This is a genomic window from Vibrio ziniensis (assembly GCF_011064285.1).
Classification (GTDB): Bacteria; Pseudomonadota; Gammaproteobacteria; order Enterobacterales; family Vibrionaceae; genus Vibrio; species Vibrio ziniensis.
In genome coordinates this window covers 1369161-1390556 of sequence record NZ_CP049331.1, presented here as the reverse complement: position 1 = coordinate 1390556, position 21396 = coordinate 1369161, and the positions used below count along the sequence as shown (strand labels likewise).

At 43.5% G+C, this 21396-nt stretch carries 19 protein-coding genes; 9 read left to right on the top strand and 10 right to left on the bottom strand.

Annotated features, from left to right (window positions below; genetic code table 11):
- Positions 1–141 precede the first annotated feature (141 nt).
- A complete protein-coding gene (sbmA, locus tag G5S32_RS06355) occupies positions 142–1413 on the top strand; it encodes a peptide antibiotic transporter SbmA (RefSeq protein WP_165311221.1) in 1272 nt (423 codons plus the stop codon).
- Between the two features lie 73 nt (positions 1414–1486).
- Here sbmA and G5S32_RS06350 read toward each other — a convergent pair whose 3' ends face one another.
- From G5S32_RS06350 to G5S32_RS06325, 6 genes are read right to left on the bottom strand one after another with little or no spacing between them, the layout of a single operon-like run.
- Complete coding sequence (locus G5S32_RS06350) at positions 1487–2266, bottom strand: polysaccharide lyase family 20 protein (RefSeq protein WP_165311220.1); 780 nt, start codon at positions 2264–2266, stop codon at positions 1487–1489.
- 57 nt (positions 2267–2323) lie between these two features.
- Positions 2324–3562 (bottom strand): allantoate amidohydrolase, encoded by a 1239-nt coding sequence (locus G5S32_RS06345; RefSeq protein ID WP_165311219.1) that lies wholly within the window; start codon positions 3560–3562, stop codon positions 2324–2326.
- Positions 3563–3572: 10 nt separating this feature from the next.
- Complete coding sequence (locus tag G5S32_RS06340; RefSeq protein ID WP_165311218.1) at positions 3573–4823, bottom strand: pyridoxal-phosphate-dependent aminotransferase family protein; 1251 nt, start codon at positions 4821–4823, stop codon at positions 3573–3575.
- A gap of 1 nt (position 4824) precedes the next feature.
- Positions 4825–6390 carry a gamma-glutamyltransferase family protein gene (locus tag G5S32_RS06335; protein ID WP_165311217.1) on the bottom strand — a complete coding sequence of 522 codons (1566 nt, stop codon included), beginning with the start codon at positions 6388–6390 and terminating at the stop codon, positions 4825–4827.
- On the bottom strand, positions 6387–7571 hold the full coding sequence (locus G5S32_RS06330; protein WP_165311216.1) for an amidase: 1185 nt from the start codon (positions 7569–7571) through the stop codon (positions 6387–6389). Before G5S32_RS06330 ends, G5S32_RS06335 begins: the two co-directional genes overlap by 4 nt.
- A gap of 55 nt (positions 7572–7626) precedes the next feature.
- On the bottom strand, positions 7627–8622 hold the full coding sequence (locus G5S32_RS06325) for a bile acid:sodium symporter family protein (RefSeq protein ID WP_165311215.1): 996 nt from the start codon (positions 8620–8622) through the stop codon (positions 7627–7629).
- Positions 8623–8922: 300 nt separating this feature from the next.
- Here G5S32_RS06325 and G5S32_RS06320 point away from each other — a divergent pair, with 300 nt between their 5' ends.
- Positions 8923–9585, top strand: a complete 663-nt coding sequence (locus G5S32_RS06320) for a GntR family transcriptional regulator (RefSeq protein ID WP_165311214.1) — start codon at positions 8923–8925, stop codon at positions 9583–9585.
- Positions 9586–9686: 101 nt separating this feature from the next.
- The gene (puuE, locus tag G5S32_RS06315; protein WP_165311213.1) at positions 9687–10616 is read left to right on the top strand and encodes an allantoinase PuuE; all 930 of its coding nucleotides are present in this window, start codon (positions 9687–9689) and stop codon (positions 10614–10616) included.
- 110 nt (positions 10617–10726) lie between these two features.
- On the opposite strand, the gene G5S32_RS06310 is transcribed toward puuE, so the two are convergent.
- Positions 10727–11212, bottom strand: a complete 486-nt coding sequence (locus tag G5S32_RS06310; protein WP_246201082.1) for a DUF3299 domain-containing protein — start codon at positions 11210–11212, stop codon at positions 10727–10729.
- Positions 11213–11472: 260 nt separating this feature from the next.
- Here G5S32_RS06310 and G5S32_RS06305 point away from each other — a divergent pair, with 260 nt between their 5' ends.
- Entirely contained in the window at positions 11473–12963 is a 1491-nt protein-coding gene (locus G5S32_RS06305; protein WP_246201064.1) for an alkaline phosphatase family protein, read from the top strand.
- Between the two features lie 80 nt (positions 12964–13043).
- On the opposite strand, the gene kdgR is transcribed toward G5S32_RS06305, so the two are convergent.
- Entirely contained in the window at positions 13044–13847 is an 804-nt protein-coding gene (gene kdgR / locus G5S32_RS06300; RefSeq protein WP_165311210.1) for a DNA-binding transcriptional regulator KdgR, read from the bottom strand.
- Between the two features lie 247 nt (positions 13848–14094).
- Here kdgR and kduD point away from each other — a divergent pair, with 247 nt between their 5' ends.
- The 5 genes from kduD to G5S32_RS06275 all read left to right on the top strand — a co-directional run bounded on the left by kduD (position 14095) and on the right by G5S32_RS06275 (position 19028).
- On the top strand, positions 14095–14856 hold the full coding sequence (gene kduD, locus G5S32_RS06295) for a 2-dehydro-3-deoxy-D-gluconate 5-dehydrogenase KduD (protein WP_165311209.1): 762 nt from the start codon (positions 14095–14097) through the stop codon (positions 14854–14856).
- A gap of 248 nt (positions 14857–15104) precedes the next feature.
- Positions 15105–15743: an RpiB/LacA/LacB family sugar-phosphate isomerase gene (locus tag G5S32_RS06290; protein ID WP_165311208.1), complete on the top strand. Its 639-nt coding sequence runs from the start codon at positions 15105–15107 to the stop codon at positions 15741–15743.
- 204 nt (positions 15744–15947) lie between these two features.
- Positions 15948–16877 (top strand): 2-dehydro-3-deoxygluconokinase, encoded by a 930-nt coding sequence (gene kdgK, locus G5S32_RS06285; protein WP_165311207.1) that lies wholly within the window; start codon positions 15948–15950, stop codon positions 16875–16877.
- Positions 16878–16887: 10 nt separating this feature from the next.
- The gene (locus G5S32_RS06280; protein ID WP_165311206.1) at positions 16888–17514 is read left to right on the top strand and encodes a bifunctional 4-hydroxy-2-oxoglutarate aldolase/2-dehydro-3-deoxy-phosphogluconate aldolase; all 627 of its coding nucleotides are present in this window, start codon (positions 16888–16890) and stop codon (positions 17512–17514) included.
- A 203-nt stretch (positions 17515–17717) separates the two neighbouring features.
- The gene (locus G5S32_RS06275) at positions 17718–19028 is read left to right on the top strand and encodes a 4Fe-4S dicluster domain-containing protein (RefSeq protein WP_165311205.1); all 1311 of its coding nucleotides are present in this window, start codon (positions 17718–17720) and stop codon (positions 19026–19028) included.
- Between the two features lie 91 nt (positions 19029–19119).
- Here G5S32_RS06275 and G5S32_RS06270 read toward each other — a convergent pair whose 3' ends face one another.
- Together G5S32_RS06270 and G5S32_RS06265 are read right to left on the bottom strand one after the other, a co-directional pair.
- Positions 19120–19887, bottom strand: coding sequence for an IclR family transcriptional regulator (locus G5S32_RS06270; protein WP_165311204.1), 768 nt, complete (start codon positions 19885–19887; stop codon positions 19120–19122).
- Between the two features lie 193 nt (positions 19888–20080).
- Positions 20081–21388, bottom strand: a complete 1308-nt coding sequence (locus tag G5S32_RS06265; protein WP_165311203.1) for a TRAP transporter large permease — start codon at positions 21386–21388, stop codon at positions 20081–20083.
- Between the last annotated feature and the right edge of the window lie 8 nt (positions 21389–21396).

Here is a 21396-nt window from a genome sequence, read left to right as displayed (position 1 = left end):
CCGCGTCTAAAATGGTTTTAATTAGGATGTGTATAAAACTAATCGTATTTTATGCGGTCAGTAATATACTGATATTAAAGATACCCTCACTCAAATTCTTGAAAGATGGGTGTAGCGTTTTGTCATCAAAAGGAAGATGCCGTGTTTAGTTCTTTTTTCCCAAAACCCAAATTGTTTTTTCTGAGCTTTGTTTTTTGGGCTCTCGTTTGTGTTATTGGCTGGTACACCGTTATTGAAGACCTCGGTCCTCATCTCAGCTTGGCTCATGTTTTCGGCATTGATTACCCATCGGCTCTGACTGAAGGTGCAAGCGACGCTGCCACCGCTGAGTTTCAAGCGTCAACGGAAACCGCCATCAATGCTTGGCTATATCAGTTTATGACCGTGTGTTACGCATTATTTATTGGCGGTTGGATGATACTCGGCGGACAAAAGTGGGCAAAATGGTCAGTTCTTGGCTCTGGTCTGATTGTATTTATCACCTGGTTCCAAGTTGAAGTGAGCGTAATGCTGAATGAGTGGTACGGGGATTTTTATAATCTGATTCAAAAAGCACTCACAGCACCAAACAGTATTACCCTTGCTGAGTTTTATTCAGAACTTTCAACGGTTATGGTTCTACTGATGATTGCTATCATGGTGGCAGTGGGTAACGCGTTTTTCGTCAGCCATTTTGTTTTTCGTTGGCGTACTGCGATGACTGAACATTACACCGCAAGATGGGAACATGTTCGTCACATTGAAGGTGCGGCTCAGCGTATTCAGGAAGACACCATGCGTTTCGCCAGCATTATGGAGAGTTTAGGTGTTCGCCTACTGAATTCAGTGATGACACTGATTGCCTTCCTGCCAATTTTATGGGGATTATCGGGCTATGTCACTACTCTACCGTTCGTCGGTGAAGTTCCTCAAGCATTGGTTTTCGTTGCTATAATTTGGTCCATTTTTGGTACCGTGTTGCTTGCTTTCGCTGGTATCAAACTACCGGGACTAGAGTTCAACAACCAGAAAGTTGAAGCTGCTTATCGTAAAGAATTGGTTTATGGAGAAGACTACGAAGACCGTGCACACCCACTAACACTGGAAGAACTGTTTGGCAATGTTCGCCAAAACTACTTCAAGCTTTATATGCACTATGTATACTTTAACGTAATTCGTTACGGATACTTGCAGTTTGGTGCGTTTATTCCGTTTATTGCCCTAGCACCTTCAATCGTTGCAGGCGCGTTTACGCTCGGCGTGATGCAACGAATCATGAACGCATTTAACCAAGTTGAAAACTCATTCCAGTACTTAGTGAACTCGTGGACGACGATTGTTGAACTGCTTTCCATCTACAAACGTCTTAAAGCGTTTGAGCACGCTTATGAAGAGAAAACCGCTCAACTCGTTGAAGCAGAAGATATAAGTTAATTAGAACAACTTCATAATCAAACGACTAGCCAGCCTTAATTTACTGGATTAAGGTTGGCTAGTCGTTTTAGATTTATAAAATATTACGCTGATAATCATCAAAATAAATCACAAACGTTTTCGGCGTATCGTCACGATATATGCCCATTTTAAAATAAGGTCCAATACAATCGTAATAGCTGGTTGCACCGTTAAAATTTACAACTGGTTCGCTATTAATACTAATTTGTATTACACCATTTTCCTCATAACTCCAATTCACAACGACATCAAACTGATACCAAAAATTTCTCTTTATTGGTTCACTTACATAATGAGTTTTACGCTGCATTCCCTTCTTATTATCAGTATTGACTGGAACTTGACTCGCCTGTCCCCGAATTACAAATCTGTCGTTGCGGAGTTCAATCCCCAAATTAGGACTCCTACTGATTTCTCCTAAGTGCCTATCTGGTGTTGCATGCCACTGCGCGATCAAAGAGCGTACATCTACAAATTGCCATTCATCAGGAATCAAAACACGAAAAGAATAGTGTGTGAGCTGATTAAAATTCGCTTTGTAAGCTTCATAAATTTCCGCTCTGTGCCGTTCTCCTGTATATGTCCGATATGTATCGCCTTCTCTGATTTCGACACGTAGCACTTTATTACTATCATCCATAGGATCTGAAACAATTTGTGCAGAGTATGGATAGCTATAATGATGCCCCCAATCATTTATTTGTGATAAATCACTAAATCTATAGTATTGCGGGCTTTTCTTAACGTCATTCGAAGGACATTGAAGTTCTGGTATACCATAATTGACACACCCAGAAAGCAACAACAAGATAAATAATAAGGCCTTTTGCATAAGATTAAATTCTTAGATAAGAGTCGCGTAATGTAATCCAGAAGAACATATCTTAAGTCATCGAAAGCTTCTAATCATCTCGATAAAACACGCCAAACCAATCTCAACATCGGACGTCAGAACCTGCTCTCTTGGGTTATGGCTGATGCCCTTTTCGCAACGAATAAATAGCATTCCGGTGTCTGTCAGTTCCGCCATCACCATAGCGTCATGTCCTGCTCCACTTGGTAGAAAGCGAGCCGATGAATTGGTGACTCTCTCGACCACATAAGCCCATTTCTGTTGCAGCTTATTGCTGCATTGAACGGCTTTCGCTTTATAGATGTTTTCACAGTCAAAAGTAAGCTTGCGCTGTTGAGCGATATGTTTCAGTTGCTCTAGCATTTCATAAGTCGCGGTTTCTAACGCGGACTGTGACGCGCTACGAATATCAATCGTAAACTTCACTTTGCCAGCAATCACATTCACCGCGCCGGAAATGATTTCACACTTACCCACAGTGGCAACCACGCCTTGATCTTTAGCCAGCTTTTCAATCGCCAGAATCATCTCGGCAGCACCGGTCATCGCATCTTGACGTAGGCGCACTGGCACTGTTCCAGCGTGACCAGCCATACCTGTCACTTCACATTGAAAACGTTTTGCACCGGCAATACCAGTGACCACGCCCACCGCTAGGTTTTCTGCTTCAAGTACGGGGCCTTGCTCAATATGCGCTTCTAAGTAAGCCAGCACATCTTGCGCTTTACGTGCATCACTGCCCGCTTTCTCAGGATCAAGTCCAAACTCTCGCATCGCTTGGGTCATAGTGACACCGTTAGCGTCAGCCACTTGTAACCAATTAGAATTAAAGCAGCCAGCAACGGAACTCGAACCAATTAACGTGGTGTTAAACCGTGTGCCTTCTTCGTCAGCAAAAGCGACAACATCGATGTGAAATGGAAAGGTTTCTCCACGTAGAGCTGCCAGTGTTTCAATGGCGAGCAAGACACCTAAGTTACCGTCATATTTACCCGCATTCACTACCGTATCGCTATGAGAGCCTAAAATCAGCGTTGGCTTAGTTGGATTTGGCGAGACTTTTCTGCCCCACTGATTACCCACACTGTCTTGCCAAGTTTCTAAGCCCGCTTGCTGCATCCATAATGCTAATTGGTCATGCGCAGCACGATGTTGTGGTGTTAAATACGCTCGTGTTAAGCCCGTTTCACTCTCACTAAATGAAGCAAGAACATCAGATTGCTCCATCAGTCGCATCGCGCGACTTTGTGTGTCCATTTCAATAAAAACAGTCATAACACTCCCACTATTGATAAAATTCCATTGCCGCAGCAACAGCTTGACCTGGGTCTATTTTCGCTTTGTGCTTGATCAGCATCGATTCTAAAGCGGCCAAAGTAGAAAGCACGCATTCTTGACGAGCGTTATAGCCCATAGTGCCTATACGCCAGATCTTGCCATGTAGCGGACCAAATGAAGTGCCGATTTCGATACCAAAACGGTTTAGAAGCTCTAATCGAACAGCATCACCATTCACATTCGCAGGAATGTAGACACCCACCACGTTGTTCATCTTGTATGCTTGATTACCAAATAACTCAAGTCCCATCGCACGTAATCCAGCGGCCATTGCATCACCGGCTTGCTTATGACGCGCGATAACCTTTTCTGGACCTTCTTCAAGGAAGATTCGCGCACACTCACGAGCGGCATAAAGCATGCTGGTCGCCTCTGTATGGTGGTTCAGGCGCTCTGGTCCCCAATAATCCATGATCATCGCTAAATCGAAATAGTTCGATTGAATCATCGCATCCTCACCTTGAGTGTGGTGATCGGCACGAATACCTGCTTCAACATGTTTGCGACGATTAATCAGTGCCGCACAACGGTCACTTATAGTAATTGGCGCAGAACCAGAAGGCCCGCCAAGACACTTTTGCAAACCTGCTGATACCGCGTCTAAGTGCCATTCATCCACCTTAAGATCGTTACCCGCAATTGAAGCGGTAGCATCACAGTAAAAAAGCACGCCATGACGCAGACAAACCTCGCCGATTTCTTGCAATGGCTGATTCATGGTCGTGGATGTGTCACCCTGAACCGTCGCCACCAATTTTGGATTGAAGGATTTGATCGCCTGCTCAACTTTTTCAGCAGGACATACTTCACCCCATTCAATATCGATCGTTTTAACGACTGCACCTACACGTTGCGCTATCTCACATAGCAGATGACCAAAACGACCAATGACAGGAACCAACACTTTGTCACCCGGCTGAAGAACCGAAACTAATACCGCTTCAATACCAGAACGAGCCGTACCATCCACCAGCATAGTTTGTTGGTTATTAGTAAAAAACACGCCACGATACAGCGACTGCACTTGGTTCATATAGCCTGTCATTACAGGGTCGTACTGACCAATCAGGGATTGCGAAATCGCTTGATGCACGCGTGGGTACGCATTGATTGGCCCAGGCCCCATAAGCAGACGTTGTGGCGGGTTAAGCGTTTCAAATAAGTTGCCAGTTGAATGCAATTCATTATGGGCTGTCATTTTATTCTCCAAGTAAATAAGTTCCATCGCTACGAGGATCACTGGTCGCCGAGGCTTTTCCATGCGTATCAATAATGATAGCGCCAGCGTGTCCCATTAATTCGTTGTTATCCGCCACGTAAGTAACATCGTGACCTCTTTGTTTCAGTTGTTCGCCATATTGCTGATAGAGAGATTCTTCAAGGCGTAAGTTGTTGGTTGAATCCCCCCAAGTGCGTCCTAACAACCATCTCGGAAGTGCAACTGCTTCATCCAGTGCATATCCTTGATAGTGGTAGCGACTAAACAAACAGGCTTGAGTTTGAGGTTGCCCTTCACCACCCATGGTTCCGTAAACCATACGTCGATCATCAGCTAGTTCCGCATATGCAGGGTTCAATGTGTGGAACGGCTTTTTACCGCCCGCTAGCACGTTGTGATGCTTAGCATCTAACGAGAAACTTTTTGAACGGATATTCCACAAAATGCCTGTGGATGGCAGCACAACACCAGTGCCAAACTCCCAATAAATACTTTGAATGAAACTGACCATAGTGCCGTATTGGTCGGTTGCTCCCATCCAGATAGTGTCACCCGGTTGTGCCTGATGCGGCCACGGCAATGCCTGTTCCATTGAGACTTCTGCAGTGCAACGCTCAATCACTGAATCGTTCAGCCACTCTTGCAGTGGTTGAGTCAGATATTCCTCATCACACACTTCTTTATCTCGAATGATGAAGGCTTGTTTGGTTGCTTCAACCAAGAGATGTATATGGTCAACTTCGCTTTGAGCTTGTGATGCTAATCGATCGTATATCGCCAATATAAGTAGTGATGCGACACCTTGGGTTGGCGCGCCAAAGTTGTAAAGCTTACCTTTCGATGTTTCTACCGATAAAGGAGCCATTACTTTGGCTTGATGTTGCTCGAAATCGTCTAACGAAATGGGGCTTCCGGCTTGTGCCAACTCAGCGGCAGCACTTTTTGCTATCTCTCCACGATAGAAATCATCTAACCCATTTTCAGTAAGAGTTTTAAGAGTGTTTGCCAACGCTTGGTTAGTGACAATGTCACCCACTGTCAGTGTTTTTCCGTCCTTGAGAAAGTTTTCTGCAAATGACTTGAGTTGCGCTAAACGACCGAATGTTTTCTCACTGGCATTCACTAAACTTTGAGTAACTTCAACACCCTGCTGCGCCGCGATGATCGCTGGGTCTAACAAGGTATGCAAACTGAGGTTGGTTGAATCAAGCTCTAGTGCTTTTTGCCAAGCCGAAACTGTACCAGCCATGGTAATCGCAGCCTGACCGCCAAATTCTGGAAGTTCTGCTCCTTGACTACGGTAGTGCTCAACATCGACATTCATTGCAGCCGCACCACAACCGTCAATGGCAACCGGAGTTTGGCCTTGTTTGGCGATCAACCAGAAGCTGTCACCACCAATGCTATTCATATGAGGATATTGCACAGCAATCATCGCCGCCGCCGCAACCATTGCCTCGCTTGCAGTGCCGCCTTGATCGAGGATCTTTTGACCTACTTGTGCAGCCTTATAGTGTGGAGCGGTAAAAGCAGTTTGATATTTCATTTACTTTCTCCTTGAATCAGCTTTTCACCCGTCGTCATTAGGTCTTCTTCTCGATTCGATAAGCCCATAACGGATACTCCGCATGGGCCTTCTTGCAATCCTTGCATTGGCAGATGTAATTGAGGCAATCCACTTAGACCTGCAATACTGGTTAAACCCATTAGCTGAGTTCGGTAAGTCGCCAGTGCTTCGCCACTCATAGTCAACGCTGGCGGACCTGATGGTGTGGTTGGAATTGCCCAAGCAAGCGCATATTCGGTTAGATGGTAAGTAATAAGCTCACGGAATTCGGACTGCTTATCCAACGCCTGCAAATAATCCTGCTCAGAAATGGTACGAGACCATTTTACTCTCTCCAAAATTGCAGGGTCTAAACTGTCACCATGTTGTTCAAGCCATAATCCATGTTTTTGGATAATGTCGTAGCCTTGGATAGTTCTGAACAACAAGCTGAGATCGCTTAATTGCCAACCATTCTCCTGCAAGACATCACCACGCCCTAACTCAATCTCAGCTTGGTCACACCAACTTATTAAACGAGCCAGGCGTTCTTCACTGAGTACTTGTGCACACTGGTTATCTAAGTAGAGATGAGTTGCACTGCGACTTTCTGATTTTGAACCAGACAACACACGCCAAACTTTGCGCAGCAATGGTAACTCGCGACTGAAAATGCCTGCGGTATCGAAACTTTTCGATAGTTCAAAGCACGCGTGAAGATCAAGCGAACCGAGTGTTGGTCGAAGACCAAACAAACCACAATAACTGGCAGGTACTCGTACAGATCCGCCGGTGTCCGTGCCGATTGAGAAATCACATTCACTGTTTGCCACGGCAACAGCACTGCCACTGGACGAGCCTCCAGGAATGCAATCTGGCGCAACAGGGTTTATTGGTGTGCCGTAGTGGATGTTCTGTCCATTTAGGCTGTATGCCAGTTCATCGGTTTGTACACGTCCGACACACTCGGCACCGTTATTGAGCAGCTTAGAGATTAATGAAGATGTGGTTGGCGCACAAGCATGCGTCGCCAACCATTGAGGATTTCCTGCTCCAGTTTTATAGCCTTTAACATCAAACAAGTCTTTAAAAACAAAATGTTTTCCGCTTAAGCTTCCGCGTTCTTTGGCAGGTAATTGTTCTGGCCCTTGAGAGCAATAGACTCGACTATCCTTAGTCATTTTACTTCCTTTTATCTTTCTATTTATTAACGACTAAACTTCATATTCTTAATGACTAATTCGTCACAGCTGCACCTTCATGTTGGCGCGCATAGCGATTTGCTAATATTGCACAGTAGAAAATCTGGATTGGGTGGTAAAGCATGATAGGCAATAAGATCATGCCGAGTGTAGGATCGGTTCCAAAAATCACTTTTGCCATCGGGATTCCCGCAGCCAGTGTTTTCTTAGTGCCACAGAATACCGAAGCCACTTCATCTGGAAGTTCGAATTTAACGCGACGAGCACCCCACTGAATTAAATGCACCATAAACAACAGAATCAGCAAACAAATCGCTATTGAAGTCGCAAGTAGCCCAATAGAGAACTCACTCCAGATGCCGTTTTCTACTGAATCACAGAACGCGTTGTAAACAATAGCTAAAATCACGTACTTATCGACTTTGCCCACCGCACCTTTGTGTTTAGAGATCCAATCAACAAGATATGGACGAAGAATTTGACCGACGATCATTGGCAGAAGCAGCAACTTAGCAATGGATAAAACCGAAGCCATTAAGTCAAGTTCTACCCCTTCAACACCCATAAAGAGTTGAATTAAGAATGGTGTGATCACTACGCCGATAATGCTCGATAACGATGCATTGAAAATTGCGCCCGGTACGTTACCTTTACCTACGCTGGTCATTGTAACAGAAGAAGAAATTGTGCTTGGCAGCACGAGTAGATAGCAGAAACCAAATGCTAAAGCGGCTGGCATATACGCCATAAACGCTTCACCAAAGATCACCCACAATAACGGGTAGACAACGAAAGTCGCCGCTTGAATATACAAATGCAGACGCCAATTCGTCATACCGGCTTTAATAGCTTGTGGAGAAAGCCCTAAGCCATGGAGGAAGAAAACAATCGCCACACCGACACCGGTAAGCATATCAAGATGAATCCATCCCCCTGATTTACCCACATCCGAGCTCACCGTTGCTAAAGCGATGGCGACGACCATGCCAACGAGAAACCATTCCTTTTTCAACTTATCGATTACATTCATAGTATTGTGTCTGCTCTTTAAATAATCCCTACATATCCATGTAAGCTTTTAATTACGTCAATTGTATACAATTATAAATACAAGTAGTGTGCCAAACTCACAAGCTACCATATCACTAGCTTACTGAATATTGTACACACAGTTTTATGCACCAGAGTCGAACAAATGCTGCATCTTAGTGCAATAAGACAATGCATTATCAACCTAAGTATCGCTGCTGCGCACTGAAAACAATAAAAGACTGTTTGGTATACATATTGCACTACCGCTTTGTATACAACCGTAATTAGAGAGTTCCACATGTCTAACGACGATATCATTTATCAAAAAATGCTAAAGGCCATTGTTGAACACCAACTACCGCCAGGCGAGCGCCTTCCTGAAGACAAACTGTCTGAAGCATTTGGTGTCAGCCGTACAGGTATTCGCAAGGTGCTGCAACGATTAGCATTAGAGCGCTTTGTTGTTATTCAACCGAATAAAGGCGCGCAAGTAAATCGACCAAGCCGCAGAGAAGCCTCCGAAGTTTGGGATAGCCGAATCTTGCTCGAGCCTTTGTTGATTCCAGCAATCAGCGAGAATTGGAACGACAAGTTATCACAACAGTTCCGCACAATGGTTGAGCTAGAAAAACAAGCTAATCTCAATGGCGAAGTTGCGCAAGCGATTCAGCTCACGGCTAAGTTCCACTATGAATTAGCCCGCGTGGGTAACAACCTTGTGCTCGCAGAATTTGTTGAACAGCTGTGTTACCGCTCTTCATTGGTGATCGCAGCTTATGGCAGTCGTGAAAGTGTCAATTGCGACTGTGGCGATCATATGAGCCTAGTTGATTTACTCGACAGAGGGTTAGTTAGTGAAGCTCAGCATTGGATGCGCCACCACCTAGTGCATTTGAAAGCATCCATTTCACTAACTGGCAAACAGGACACACATGTGGATTTTGGAAAACTGTTTGCCTAATTCGACGTTCCATCATTGATCAACCCTGTGACAAATTAACTCTGATCTTTATATCCACAAGAACAATATAAAAAGAAGAATGCGTTAAAAAGGAAGTTAACATGGAAGAATTTAATCCTCGTGATTACGTTGGTTATGGACGCGATAACGTTCCAGATGCCAACTGGCCTAACGATGCCAAAATTGCCGTTCAGTTTGTACTTAACTACGAAGAAGGCGGTGAAAATTGCGTTCTACACGGAGATTCACACTCCGAAATTTTCTTATCAGAAATAGCAGGCGCAGAAGCTTACCCTACTCGCCATATGAGTATGGAATCACTATATGAATATGGTTCACGTGCAGGTGTATGGCGAATCCTCAATGAATTTAAAAAGCGCGAACTGCCGTTAACTGTTTTCGGCATCGCGACTGCTTTGGAACGCAATCCGGAAGTGACAAAAGCCATTATCGAAGATGGGCATGAGATTGTGTGCCACGGTTTAAAGTGGATTCACTATCAAAATATGCCGATCAAGAAAGAACGCGAGCACATGAAGCAAGCGCTCGATATCATTGAACGTTTAACAGGGAAACGCCCTATTGGTTGGTATACCGGGCGAGATTCACCCAACACCCGTGAATTAGTTGCAGAGCAAAATGGCATCCTCTACGACTCCGATTACTATGGTGATGACCTGCCATTCTGGACAGAAGTACCAAACAGCCAAAAACCAGGTGAAATCAGACCACATCTAGTGATTCCATACACTCTAGATACCAACGACATGCGTTTTTCTTCACCTTATGGCTTTAGTCACGGTGAGGAGTTCTTCCAATATCTAAAAGAGAACTTTGATTGCTTATACGAAGAAGGCAGAGATAAGCCCAAAATGATGTCGATTGGTCTTCATTGCCGAATCATAGGTAAACCAAGTCGTTTTATGGCACTGAAGAAGTTTTTGGATTACGTGCAATCTCACGAAGATGTTTGGATTGCAACTCGTGAACAAATCGCTCGCCATTGGATTGAGCACCACCCGCCTAAATAGGCTGATTTTTTGCCGCTGAGTAACTCCTTCCTCTCAGCGGCCTTCTTATACTTAGATGTCTTTGCTAGCAATCAAAGTGTTAACAATAAATGATTGAGCATCAAAATCTATTATGAGCTTGAATCGTTATAGGCTTCAACCGTAACACCGTTAATCAGGTAACCGGCTTGCCCTAAATCTGACTCAACCATTTCAACATTCAATTCCCCTACAATGTAAACCACATCCCACAAGCCTTGGATGGGTACTCCTTTCTCAAACTTCACATAGATAATTTGATTAGGCGGCGGTGGCGGAACGTGGATACAAGCGCCGAAATAAGGGACTAAGAGTAGCTCAGTCACCACTTCATCATTCCCTTCCAAGGGAATAACAAAGCCCGGAATACGCACTTGTTTTTCATCTAAATCATCACGAAATCCACCCGCCAAATTTTGCGGAGGCGTATCGCTTTCATGGTTGATTGGTGCTTTTTTCGGCATCAAAGCCACGTTTCGTTCATTTTCAGGAATCAAATCCATCCAGTCGAGAGTGATAACATCTGAACGGGGTACTGTCGTTTTTTGTTGTGCAGCAGCCGTTGAGATACTTCCCATCGCGAACGACACTGCCACTATCGCTATGCTTACATAACGTTTTAATCGAATTGTTTTCATTGTCAGTAATTCTATTGATATCAGAAAGATACGTTAGTTATCGTTAGCCCCAAAACTACCCGCTCCATAAGACAGTAATATGACAATAATAAAAACTTCATACATCAGTAACGCATTATTCACAAAGATATTGGGTAATTGGACTCTGTTAAGCCTTTGAGCAACATGGAAATTCGAAAAAACATTTGGAGCCTATGCCCGTGAAAAGTAAAAAACTTCTATTAGTCAGTGGTATTTTGACAGCCCTAGCAGGTTGTTCTTCTCAAAGCCAAACAGCAGGTGTTTCTGCACCGCAAAAAGATGATGTTTGGTTTAAGCAAGCACAAGAAAATATCGCGAAAGCAAAAGCTAACCTACCGATTGATAAGCCCGCTAAGAACGTTATTTTGTTCGTTGGTGATGGTATGAGTGTTGGCACCATTACCGCTGCGCGAATTTTTGAAGGTCAACGCCGTGGTTTAATGGGTGAAGAATATCGCCTAAGCATGGAAAGCATGCCAAACATGGCTCTATCAAAAACTTACAATACCAACGCACAAACTCCAGATTCAGCGGGTACAGCTTCTGCGATGGTAACAGGTGTGAAAACGAAACAAGGCGTGATTAGCGTTGATGACAACGTGCAACGTGGTTTCTGTAACACCGTGAAAGGTAACGAAGCGAAAACCGCCTGGGAAATGGCTGCTGAAAAAGGCATGTCTGTCGGTGTTGTTTCTTCTGCTCGTATCACTCATGCAACGCCAGCAACCTCTTACGCTCACTCAGCCGACCGAGACTGGGAAAATGACGCAACAATGCCAAACATCGCGAAGAATCAAGGCTGTGTGGATATCGCTCAGCAGTTGATCAACTTCAACGAGGGTAACGGTATGGATGTCGTATTTGGCGGCGGTCGCCGTGAATTCTTACCTGTCGATGTCGTCGATCCAGAAGGTAAAAAAGGTAAACGTAAAGACGGTCAGAACCTCATTGAAAAATGGCAAGCTCAACACCCAGATGGTCAATACGTTTACGACCAAAAAGGTTTCGAGAGCATCCCAGCTGATGCAAAAAAAGTATTCGGTCTGTTTGAAAGCAGCCACATGCAATACGAAGCTGATCGCAAAGGTGATGAACCATCTTTAGCTGAAATGACGGCTAAAGCGATTGATCTTCTCGCTCAGAACAAAGACGGCTACGTTCTGATGGTTGAAGCAGGTCGTATTGACCACGCTCACCACGAAGGCAATGCCGCTCGTGCGTTATGGGATACTGTAGCTTACGATGACGCAATCAAAGCTGCACTTGATAAAACTAACCCAGAAGATACGCTAATCATTGTTACTGCTGACCATGCACACACATTGATTTCTAACGGCTATGCTGACCGTGGTAACCCTATCCTAGGTTTATCAAAATCAAACGGTAAGCTAAGCGTTGATGCATACGGGAGAAACTACACGACATTGAACTATGGTAACGGTCCTGGAGCCGTTGCAACTGGTGGTGCAGATCGTCCAAACCCAACTGAAGAAGAAGTGATGAACATCGACTACCTACAACAGTCAATGATCAAGTTGGATTCAGAAACACACTCAGGTGAAGACGTAGCTATCTTTGCTCGTGGTCCTCAAGCTTACCTTTTCCAAGGTGCGGTTGAGCAAAACTACATCTTCCACGTGATGAATGAAGCGTTAGGTTTAACTAAATAACCTGTTACGAGACACTCGATAAGTAAAAGCCACCCTCTATCGACGGTGGCTTTTTTAATAAATGGGAAGTAGTAAATAAGTTAGATTGCTTCAGCTTGCATCACAGGCACTGGATATTTATGGAATCCGAGCTGGGCTGAAATGCGCTGACATGCGCCATGAAGCAGTTGAATACATTCTGCTTTACGCGTCTCGTTGTAACGAATGGTTGGTGTAGAAATCGACAAACCCGCAATAATGTTACCCATTCGGTCATAGATAGGTGCAGCGAGGCAGCGGATTCCCGGCTCTTGCTCTTCCATACTTTCCGAATAATGCTGTTTACGAATTGGAGCCAACGCTGCCACAACCTGCTCAACGTTTTCCATTGTATTTGGCGTGTGCTTAATAAATTCGATATCTTTTAGAAGCGCTTTTACTGCTCTGTCTTCTAAGCCAGAAAGCAACATCTTGCCAATCGCGGTACTGTATAAAGGACGCGGGCGACCAATGTCTGAATGTGTAATCAGGTTATATTGCGCATCAATCTTATGTGTGTGTACGAAGCAATCACCTTCTAATACTCCTAGATGAATTGCTTCACCAATCACATCCGAGATAAACACCATCTCTTTGTCTGCAAGTTCTTCTAAATTAACGAATTCAAGGGGGCTTGCGCCAAGCTCGAACAGTTTTAGAGTCAAAGAGTACTCCTCGCCATCTTTCGTAACGTAGCCTAAGCTCATCATAGTTTCGAGGAAATGAATGGTTTTCGCTTTAGACATCATGAGACGTTGCGATAAATCAGATACACCACATTTTTTAGATTGTCCTAAAGCATGCAGAATATTGAACACCTTCAATACTGAAGAGACTTGTTCAGGTAGAGTTACTTTTTCCGTCATATCTTCTTAACTTTTTATTAATATATTTTTGATTGTATCAGCTTTGTTTTTAAGTAACATTAATTTTAAAATACTATTTTGTTTAGTACATACGTATTTTCAGAGCAAAAATTAGATGTGAGTAGAAATTTTTGAAATGCCCTTTCATTTTTAATTGATGAGAGATCTCTTTTTTGTTATGTTTATTGCACATGATGATCAGGGGGTTCCTGTTCAAATTTAATTAGGTACGTTGAGGAAAAAAGTAATGATTCTTGATTCATTTGATGTGAAAGGTAAAGTTGCAATCGTAACTGGTTGTGACACTGGTCTAGGTCAAGGTATGGCTCTAGGTCTTGCACAAGCAGGTTGTGATATCGTTGGTGTAAACATTGTTGAACCAACTGAAACAATCGAACTAATCAAAGCAACTGGCCAAAAGTTCATCGACGTTCGTGCGAACCTAATGAAGCTGGACGATATCCCTTCAATCGTTAGCCGTGCTGTTGAAGAGTGTGGTCGTGTTGATATCCTAGTAAACAACGCTGGTATCATCCGTCGTAACGACGCAATCGACTTCTCTGAGCAAGACTGGGATGATGTTATGAACATCAACATCAAGTCTGTATTCTTCATGTCTCAAGCAGTTGCTAAACAATTCATGGCTCAAGGCAACGGCGGCAAGATCATCAACATCGCGTCTATGCTTTCTTACCAAGGCGGTATCCGTGTTCCTTCATACACTGCTTCTAAGAGCGGCGTAATGGGTATCACTCGTCTAATGGCTAACGAATGGGCTAAGCACAACATCAACGTTAACGCTATCGCACCTGGTTACATGGCTACTAACAACACTGCAGCTCTACGTGCTGATGCAGACCGTAACCAAGCTATCCTTGAGCGTATTCCAGCTGACCGTTGGGGTACTCCAGAAGACCTAGCTGGTCCATGTGTGTTCCTAGCATCTAAAGCTTCAGACTACATCAACGGCTACACTATCGCTGTTGACGGTGGTTGGTTAGCACGTTAATCCGTACTAACTCGTAGATTAAGGGAAAGTGATTGTTAAACGGTCACTTTCTCTGTTCTACGTATCTATATTCTTAACTTTTTATACTACGATAAACGTCTAGTATTTAAGCTCTAAGGGTGTTATTTCTAAGCGTTGACACTCAGTGTTTAGAACTAACAGTATTAATTACGTTAACGTTAGTGAGCTTCGCAGAAGACTGCTAAAAGTTTAAATAATATACGCAACTACGGTTGCAGGAGAATCTGATGAAAATTGCATTGATGATGGAAAACAGCCAAGCTGGTAAAAACGCAATGGTTCTAAACGAACTAAACACTGTTGCGGGTCCTCTTGGTCACGATGTATTCAACGTTGGTATGAGCGATGAAGCTGACCACCACCTAACTTACATCCACCTAGGCATCATGGCTAGCATCCTTCTTAACTCTAAAGCAGTTGACTTCGTAGTTGCAGGTTGTGGTACAGGCCAAGGCGCAATGATGTCGCTAAACCTACATCCAGGTGTTGTTTGTGGTTACTGCCTAGAGCCATCTGACGCATTCCTATTCAACCAAATCAATAACGGTAACGCTATTGCTCTAGCATTCGCTAAAGGCTTTGGTTGGGCTGGCGAACTTAACGTACGTTACATGTTCGAAAAAGCGTTCACTGGCCCACGCGGTGAAGGCTACCCTAAAGAACGTGCTGAACCACAACAACGTAACGCTGGCATCCTAAGCCAAGTTAAATCTGCAGTAGCTAAAGACAGCATCGTTGAAGCTCTACGTTCAATCGATCAAGAGCTAGTAAAAACAGCTGTTGGCGGCGCTCGTTTCCAAGAGTGTTTCTTCAATAACTGCCAAGACGCAGAAATTGCAGCTTACGTTAAGTCTCTAATCGCTTAATTGTGAGTAAATCATTTATCGGGAATAGATGATTTTAAGCCAACCAGTCCTGGTTGGCTTTTTTCGATTAAATATGGTCGAAATATTTTAATTTTTTATAAGACAGCTGCTCTATATAACCATATGAATGGTTGTTTTATTTTTGCTTATTACGCCTTGTTTCATTACGTGTAGATATACTCGTAATACATATGGAGTTTTCCTATGAACCAAATCAAAAAAGTGGCGATCATCGGCGAATGCATGGTCGAGCTTAGAAAAAACGAAGGTGCAGTTGAACAAGGATTTGGTGGCGACACTTTAAATACTGCTGTTTACCTTTCGCGTCTTACTCAATCTGCAGGTGTTACGACTTCATACGTAACTGGCCTCGGCAAAGACCCATTTAGTACTGAAATGCTATCTGCTTGGAAACATGAAGGTCTTAACACAGATATGGTATTCCTATCTGAGAAAAAATTGCCGGGTATCTACACTATCCAGACTCGTGCAGATGGTGAAAGAAGCTTCTTCTACTGGCGTAATGATGCAGCAGCTAAATACTGGCTACGTGATGTTCAACTTGAAGCGCTAGAAAAACAGCTTTGCGAACATCAAATGATCTACTTAAGCGGCATCAGTGTTGCGATCCTTCCTGAAGATTGCCTGAAGTCTCTAATCGAAGTTCTTACTAAATGCCGTGCAAAAGGCGTTAAGATTGCTTTCGATAACAACTTCCGCCCAGCTCTATGGTCTTCTGTTGAAGATGCAAAGAAAGTGTACACTGAGATCCTAAAAATCACTGACATTGCTTTCCTTACTTTTGATGACGAAGTCCTACTATGGGGCGACAGTGAAGAGAAACAAGCAATCGAACGTACTCAAGGCTTCGGCGTTGAAGAGATCGTTGTTAAACGTGGTGCTGACGCTTGTTTCGTTATCACTGGCGGCGAGCAATACACTGTTGCAGCAAACAAGATCTCTAACGTTATCGACACAACAGCAGCAGGTGACTCATTCAGTGCTGGTTACCTAGCGAAACGAATTCTTGGAGGCAGCGAAGAACAGTCTGCTTCTGCTGGTCACTTAGTGGCTGGAACCGTTATTCAGTACCGTGGTGCTATCATTCCAACTAGCGCTATGCCAACAGTTTAAGGAAGAGAAGATGAAAGATTTAAACCAACAACTATCTGAAATCAAAGTTGTTCCAGTAATCGCAATCAAAGATGCAGATAAAGCAGTTAAACTTGCAGAAGTTCTAATTGAAAACGGCCTACCATGTGCAGAAGTTACTTTCCGTACTGAAGCTGCTGTTCAAGCAATCAAAAACATGCGTGAAGCTTTCCCTGAAATGCTAATCGGTGCTGGTACAGTTCTAACAACTGCACAAGTAGATGAAGCAATTGATGCAGGCGTTGACTTCATCGTAAGCCCAGGTTTCAACCCTACGACTGTTAAATACTGCCAACAACGTGGTGCGACAATCGTACCTGGCGTAAACAGCCCTAGCCTTGTTGAACAAGCTATGGAAATGGGTCTACGTACTCTTAAGTTCTTCCCAGCTGAGCCATCAGGCGGCGTTAACATGCTTAAAGCTCTAACTGCTGTATACCCAGTTAAATTCATGCCTACTGGTGGAGTTAGCCCAAGCAACGTAAACAACTACCTAGCAATCCCAAGCGTTCTAGCTTGTGGCGGTACTTGGATGGTGCCAAACGACCTAATCGATGGCGAAAAATGGGATGAGCTAGCTGCACTTGTTAAAGACGTAGCTAACGTAATCGCAAAATAATTAATTCCCCTCCCTTAGGGAATTGATCAAAAAAGCCTAACTCTTTGAGTTAGGCTTTTTTATAGCTAAATGCCGGTCAGTAACATGGTTAATTTTTAGGCATAACTTTAGATTCAAGTCGAATAATTTCATCCTCTAATATGCTAACAATTGTATTTGACTAAGGTATCTAGTCAATCAGCAAACAGTGAGAGGTAATTCTGATGGCGCATAATACGATAAAAGGAAACTATGAAAAATTAACCCAGCGACTCAACAGATTTCCCCAAGGTGTTCCGCCTAGTGAAACATTGTTTAAAATCCTTAACGTAATGTTTAGCGAAGAAGAAGCCCGCCTAGTCTCTTTACTTCCCATCAAACCTTTCACCGTAGAAGTCGCAGCTAAAGCTTGGGGACAAGATCTCGAGAAAACTGCCGAACAATTAAATATCCTAGCCTCTCGAGCTTTGCTCCTTGATCTGGAAGATGACGAAGGTACTCAAACTTATGTTCTCCCACCACCAATGGCTGGATTTTTCGAATTCTCCCTGATGCGAACTGGCGGTGAACTAGACCAAAAAGTTCTCAGTGAGCTTTTCCATCAATACATCAATGTAGAAGATGAGTTTGTCACTCATCTTTTTGGCACTGGAGATACTCAGCTCGGCAGAGCTTTTGTCAATGAAACCATACTAAGTGAAGATAATGCACTGCACGTACTTGATTATGAACGCGCTAGTGAGGTCATCAAAACCGCCAGCCATATCGGTGTAGGCATGTGTTATTGCCGACACAAAAAAGAACATATTGGCGAAGCCTGTGATGCACCGATGGATATCTGCATGACCTTTAATAACACTGCAAGGTCATTAATCAAGCATGGTTACGCAAGACAAATTACCGAAGAAGAGTGTCTAAATCTCTTAGATGAAGCCTATAAACACAACCTAGTGCAATTTGGTGAGAATGTTCAGAACAGCGTTAACTTCATCTGTAACTGTTGTAGTTGCTGCTGCGAAGCGCTAGTAGCGGCTAGACGAGTTGGTGCTACTCAAGCAATTCATACCACTAACTTTCTTCCGGTGATCGACTTCGATAACTGTAACGGCTGCAACAAGTGTATTGAAGTCTGCCCAGTGGACGCAATGACATTGACCTCCAAACACGATCCTAAATATAAACGAGCAAAAGTTGCCCTGTTGGATGAAGAAGCCTGCCTCGGTTGTGGTGTTTGCGCCAGAGTATGTACCAAAGATGGCATCACACTGAAATCGAGAGAAAAACGTGTGATTACCCCTGTGGACTCCACCCATAAAGCGGTGTTGATGGCGATTGAACGTGGCCAACTACACAACTTAATTTTTGATAACCAAGCACACCTCAATCATAGAGTTATGGCAGCGATACTTGGCGTAATCCTAAAACTGCCACCGCTTAAACAAGCATTAGCCAGTGAGCAGTTTAAGTCTAAATATCTGGTTACGTTATTAAAACGCTACGAACAAAAGAGCGGTGAGATAACAACTCAGCATTGATACCCTATTGCTATTTGATGCTATAGAAGATTAGAGTCGAGATACAAAAGCAACGCGATACTTATGCTCAAGACCCACTCTTAATACTACCTTATGACAAGTTTTGATTCAGTTTTGCAGCTAACTCAATCAAATCTCGCTTAGTATTTTCCAAATCTTCAATATGGTGGTGAACCGTATTTGAGTTAAGAGTCATATACGGAATGGTGAGAGTCGCTAACACATCCCCTAACACACCAAAAATCGGTACACTGATGTTGGTTACACCCATGATCTGTGGACTTTCACCTACGTAGTAACCACGTGCTCTTGTTGCCTCTACATGGCTTAATGCATGTGCTTTTTCTTCTGGTGTTGCATCCAACCTGTCTAACACAGATTGACGTTTTTCTTCACTCAGAAAACTCAAGAACACAATACCCGAACCCGATGAACAGATATCAATGATAGAACCTAGCCTTAAGCTGAAACCCATTTTGTACGGGCTCTCATGACGGGCAATAACCGCCATTTCACCATTGCTGTATGCCGACATATGGCAAGATTGGTTGACCTTATTACAGATGTCTTCCATCAGAGGTGTCGCGCGTTTTAAAAGTTGAGCTATCGGTGGATGCTGGTTCGATAACGCAAACATTTTTAGTGTTAACGCATAGGTTGACGTGTAGCTGTCATATTCAATGAACTGTTTTTCCACCAACACAGACAACATACGAAAAATTTCATTGATACTTCTATCCAAACTTTCCGCAATCTGTTTTTTACTTAACGGCTCATCTTGCTGAGCAAGTAACTCAAGAATATCTAAGCCTTTTTCAAGCGCAGGCGCTCTATATTCAGTTTTTTTAACTGATTCCATTACCATTTACTCAATACATGTCCATTAAAACGAGCTGATGATACTCGAAATGAACTTTGTTTGTCTCATACCGATGCCCACTATTTTGATACTGGCATTGGTATAAATTCACGTTATTCATAAACACATAAACCTAGGGCCAAAAGAAAACAACCCCAGACTTGGCTGAGGTTGTTTACATAGAACGTCGAACTTACTTAATCAACCCCATCGCTTGAGGAAGCGTCATAGAGATTGCAGGAATGTAAGTCACTAACATCAGTACCGCAAAAATCACGAAGAAGAACGGTAGCAATGTTTTGATCACAGAGTCAATGCTGATACCACTCACTTTACAACCAGTAAACAGAATCGGTCCTACTGGCGGTGTAATCGTACCTAGTGAAAGGTTGAACACTAATAGGATGCCGAACTGTACTGGGTCCATACCTAAACCCATACAAATTGGTAAGAAGATAGGTGTAAAAATAAGTACCGCCGGTGTTGGGTCCATAAATGTACCCACAAACAACAAGATAATGTTAATGATCAATAGGATGATGATTGGGTTATCAGTCAAACCTAGTAGCATATCTGCAATCATTCCAGGAATCTGTGTAAATGCCATTACCCAAGACATGATTGACGAAGTTGCCAGCATGAAGATAACAATAGCCGTCATTTTTGCTGATTGTAGGAAGATTTCTGGCAGTCTTCTGAAATCTAGCGAACGGTACATTGCGCTCAATAGTAGCGAGTATACAACCGCGATTGCTGAGGCTTCTGTTGCTGTAAACACACCACCTAAGATACCGCCAATCACAACGATGATCAGAGACAAGCTTGGGATTGCATCCACTGTTACTTGAACACACTCTTTAAGAGTCATGCGGTGTTTTGCAATGTAACCACGGCGTTTTGCCATAATACCAGCAACAAGCATTACACCTAGCCCCCAAAGGATACCTGGGATATAACCACCCATGAACAATGCGGAAATAGACACACTACCCGCCACTGTCGCGTACACGATCAGTGTGTTACTTGGTGGAATCAGCATACCAGTCGGTGCTGATGCAATGTTTACCGCAGTGCTAAAACGTTTATCGTAACCTTCTTTCTCTTGGATTGGTGACATGATGCCGCCGATAGCCGCAGCAGAGGCTACACCAGAACCACTGATTGAACCGAACAGCATGTTCGAAACAACGTTAGTTTGAGCAAGAGAACCAGGGAAGAAACCACTGACAATCTTAGAAAAGTTAATCAACCGTATCGCTATACCGCCATTATTCATAATGTTACCAGCAAGAATAAAGAACGGAATCGCGAGCAGTGCAAAGGAGTCTAAGCCTACAAACATACGTTGCGCTGACGTTACCATTGCACCCTGAGCTGGAAGGATAACCATCATTGCGCCGAAAGATGAAATACCTACAGCGATAGCAATCGGTGCGCCAATCACAAGAAAGAAGACCACACCGGCGAACATAATTAAGGCAGCTGTTAATGCTAAGTCCATGACTAACT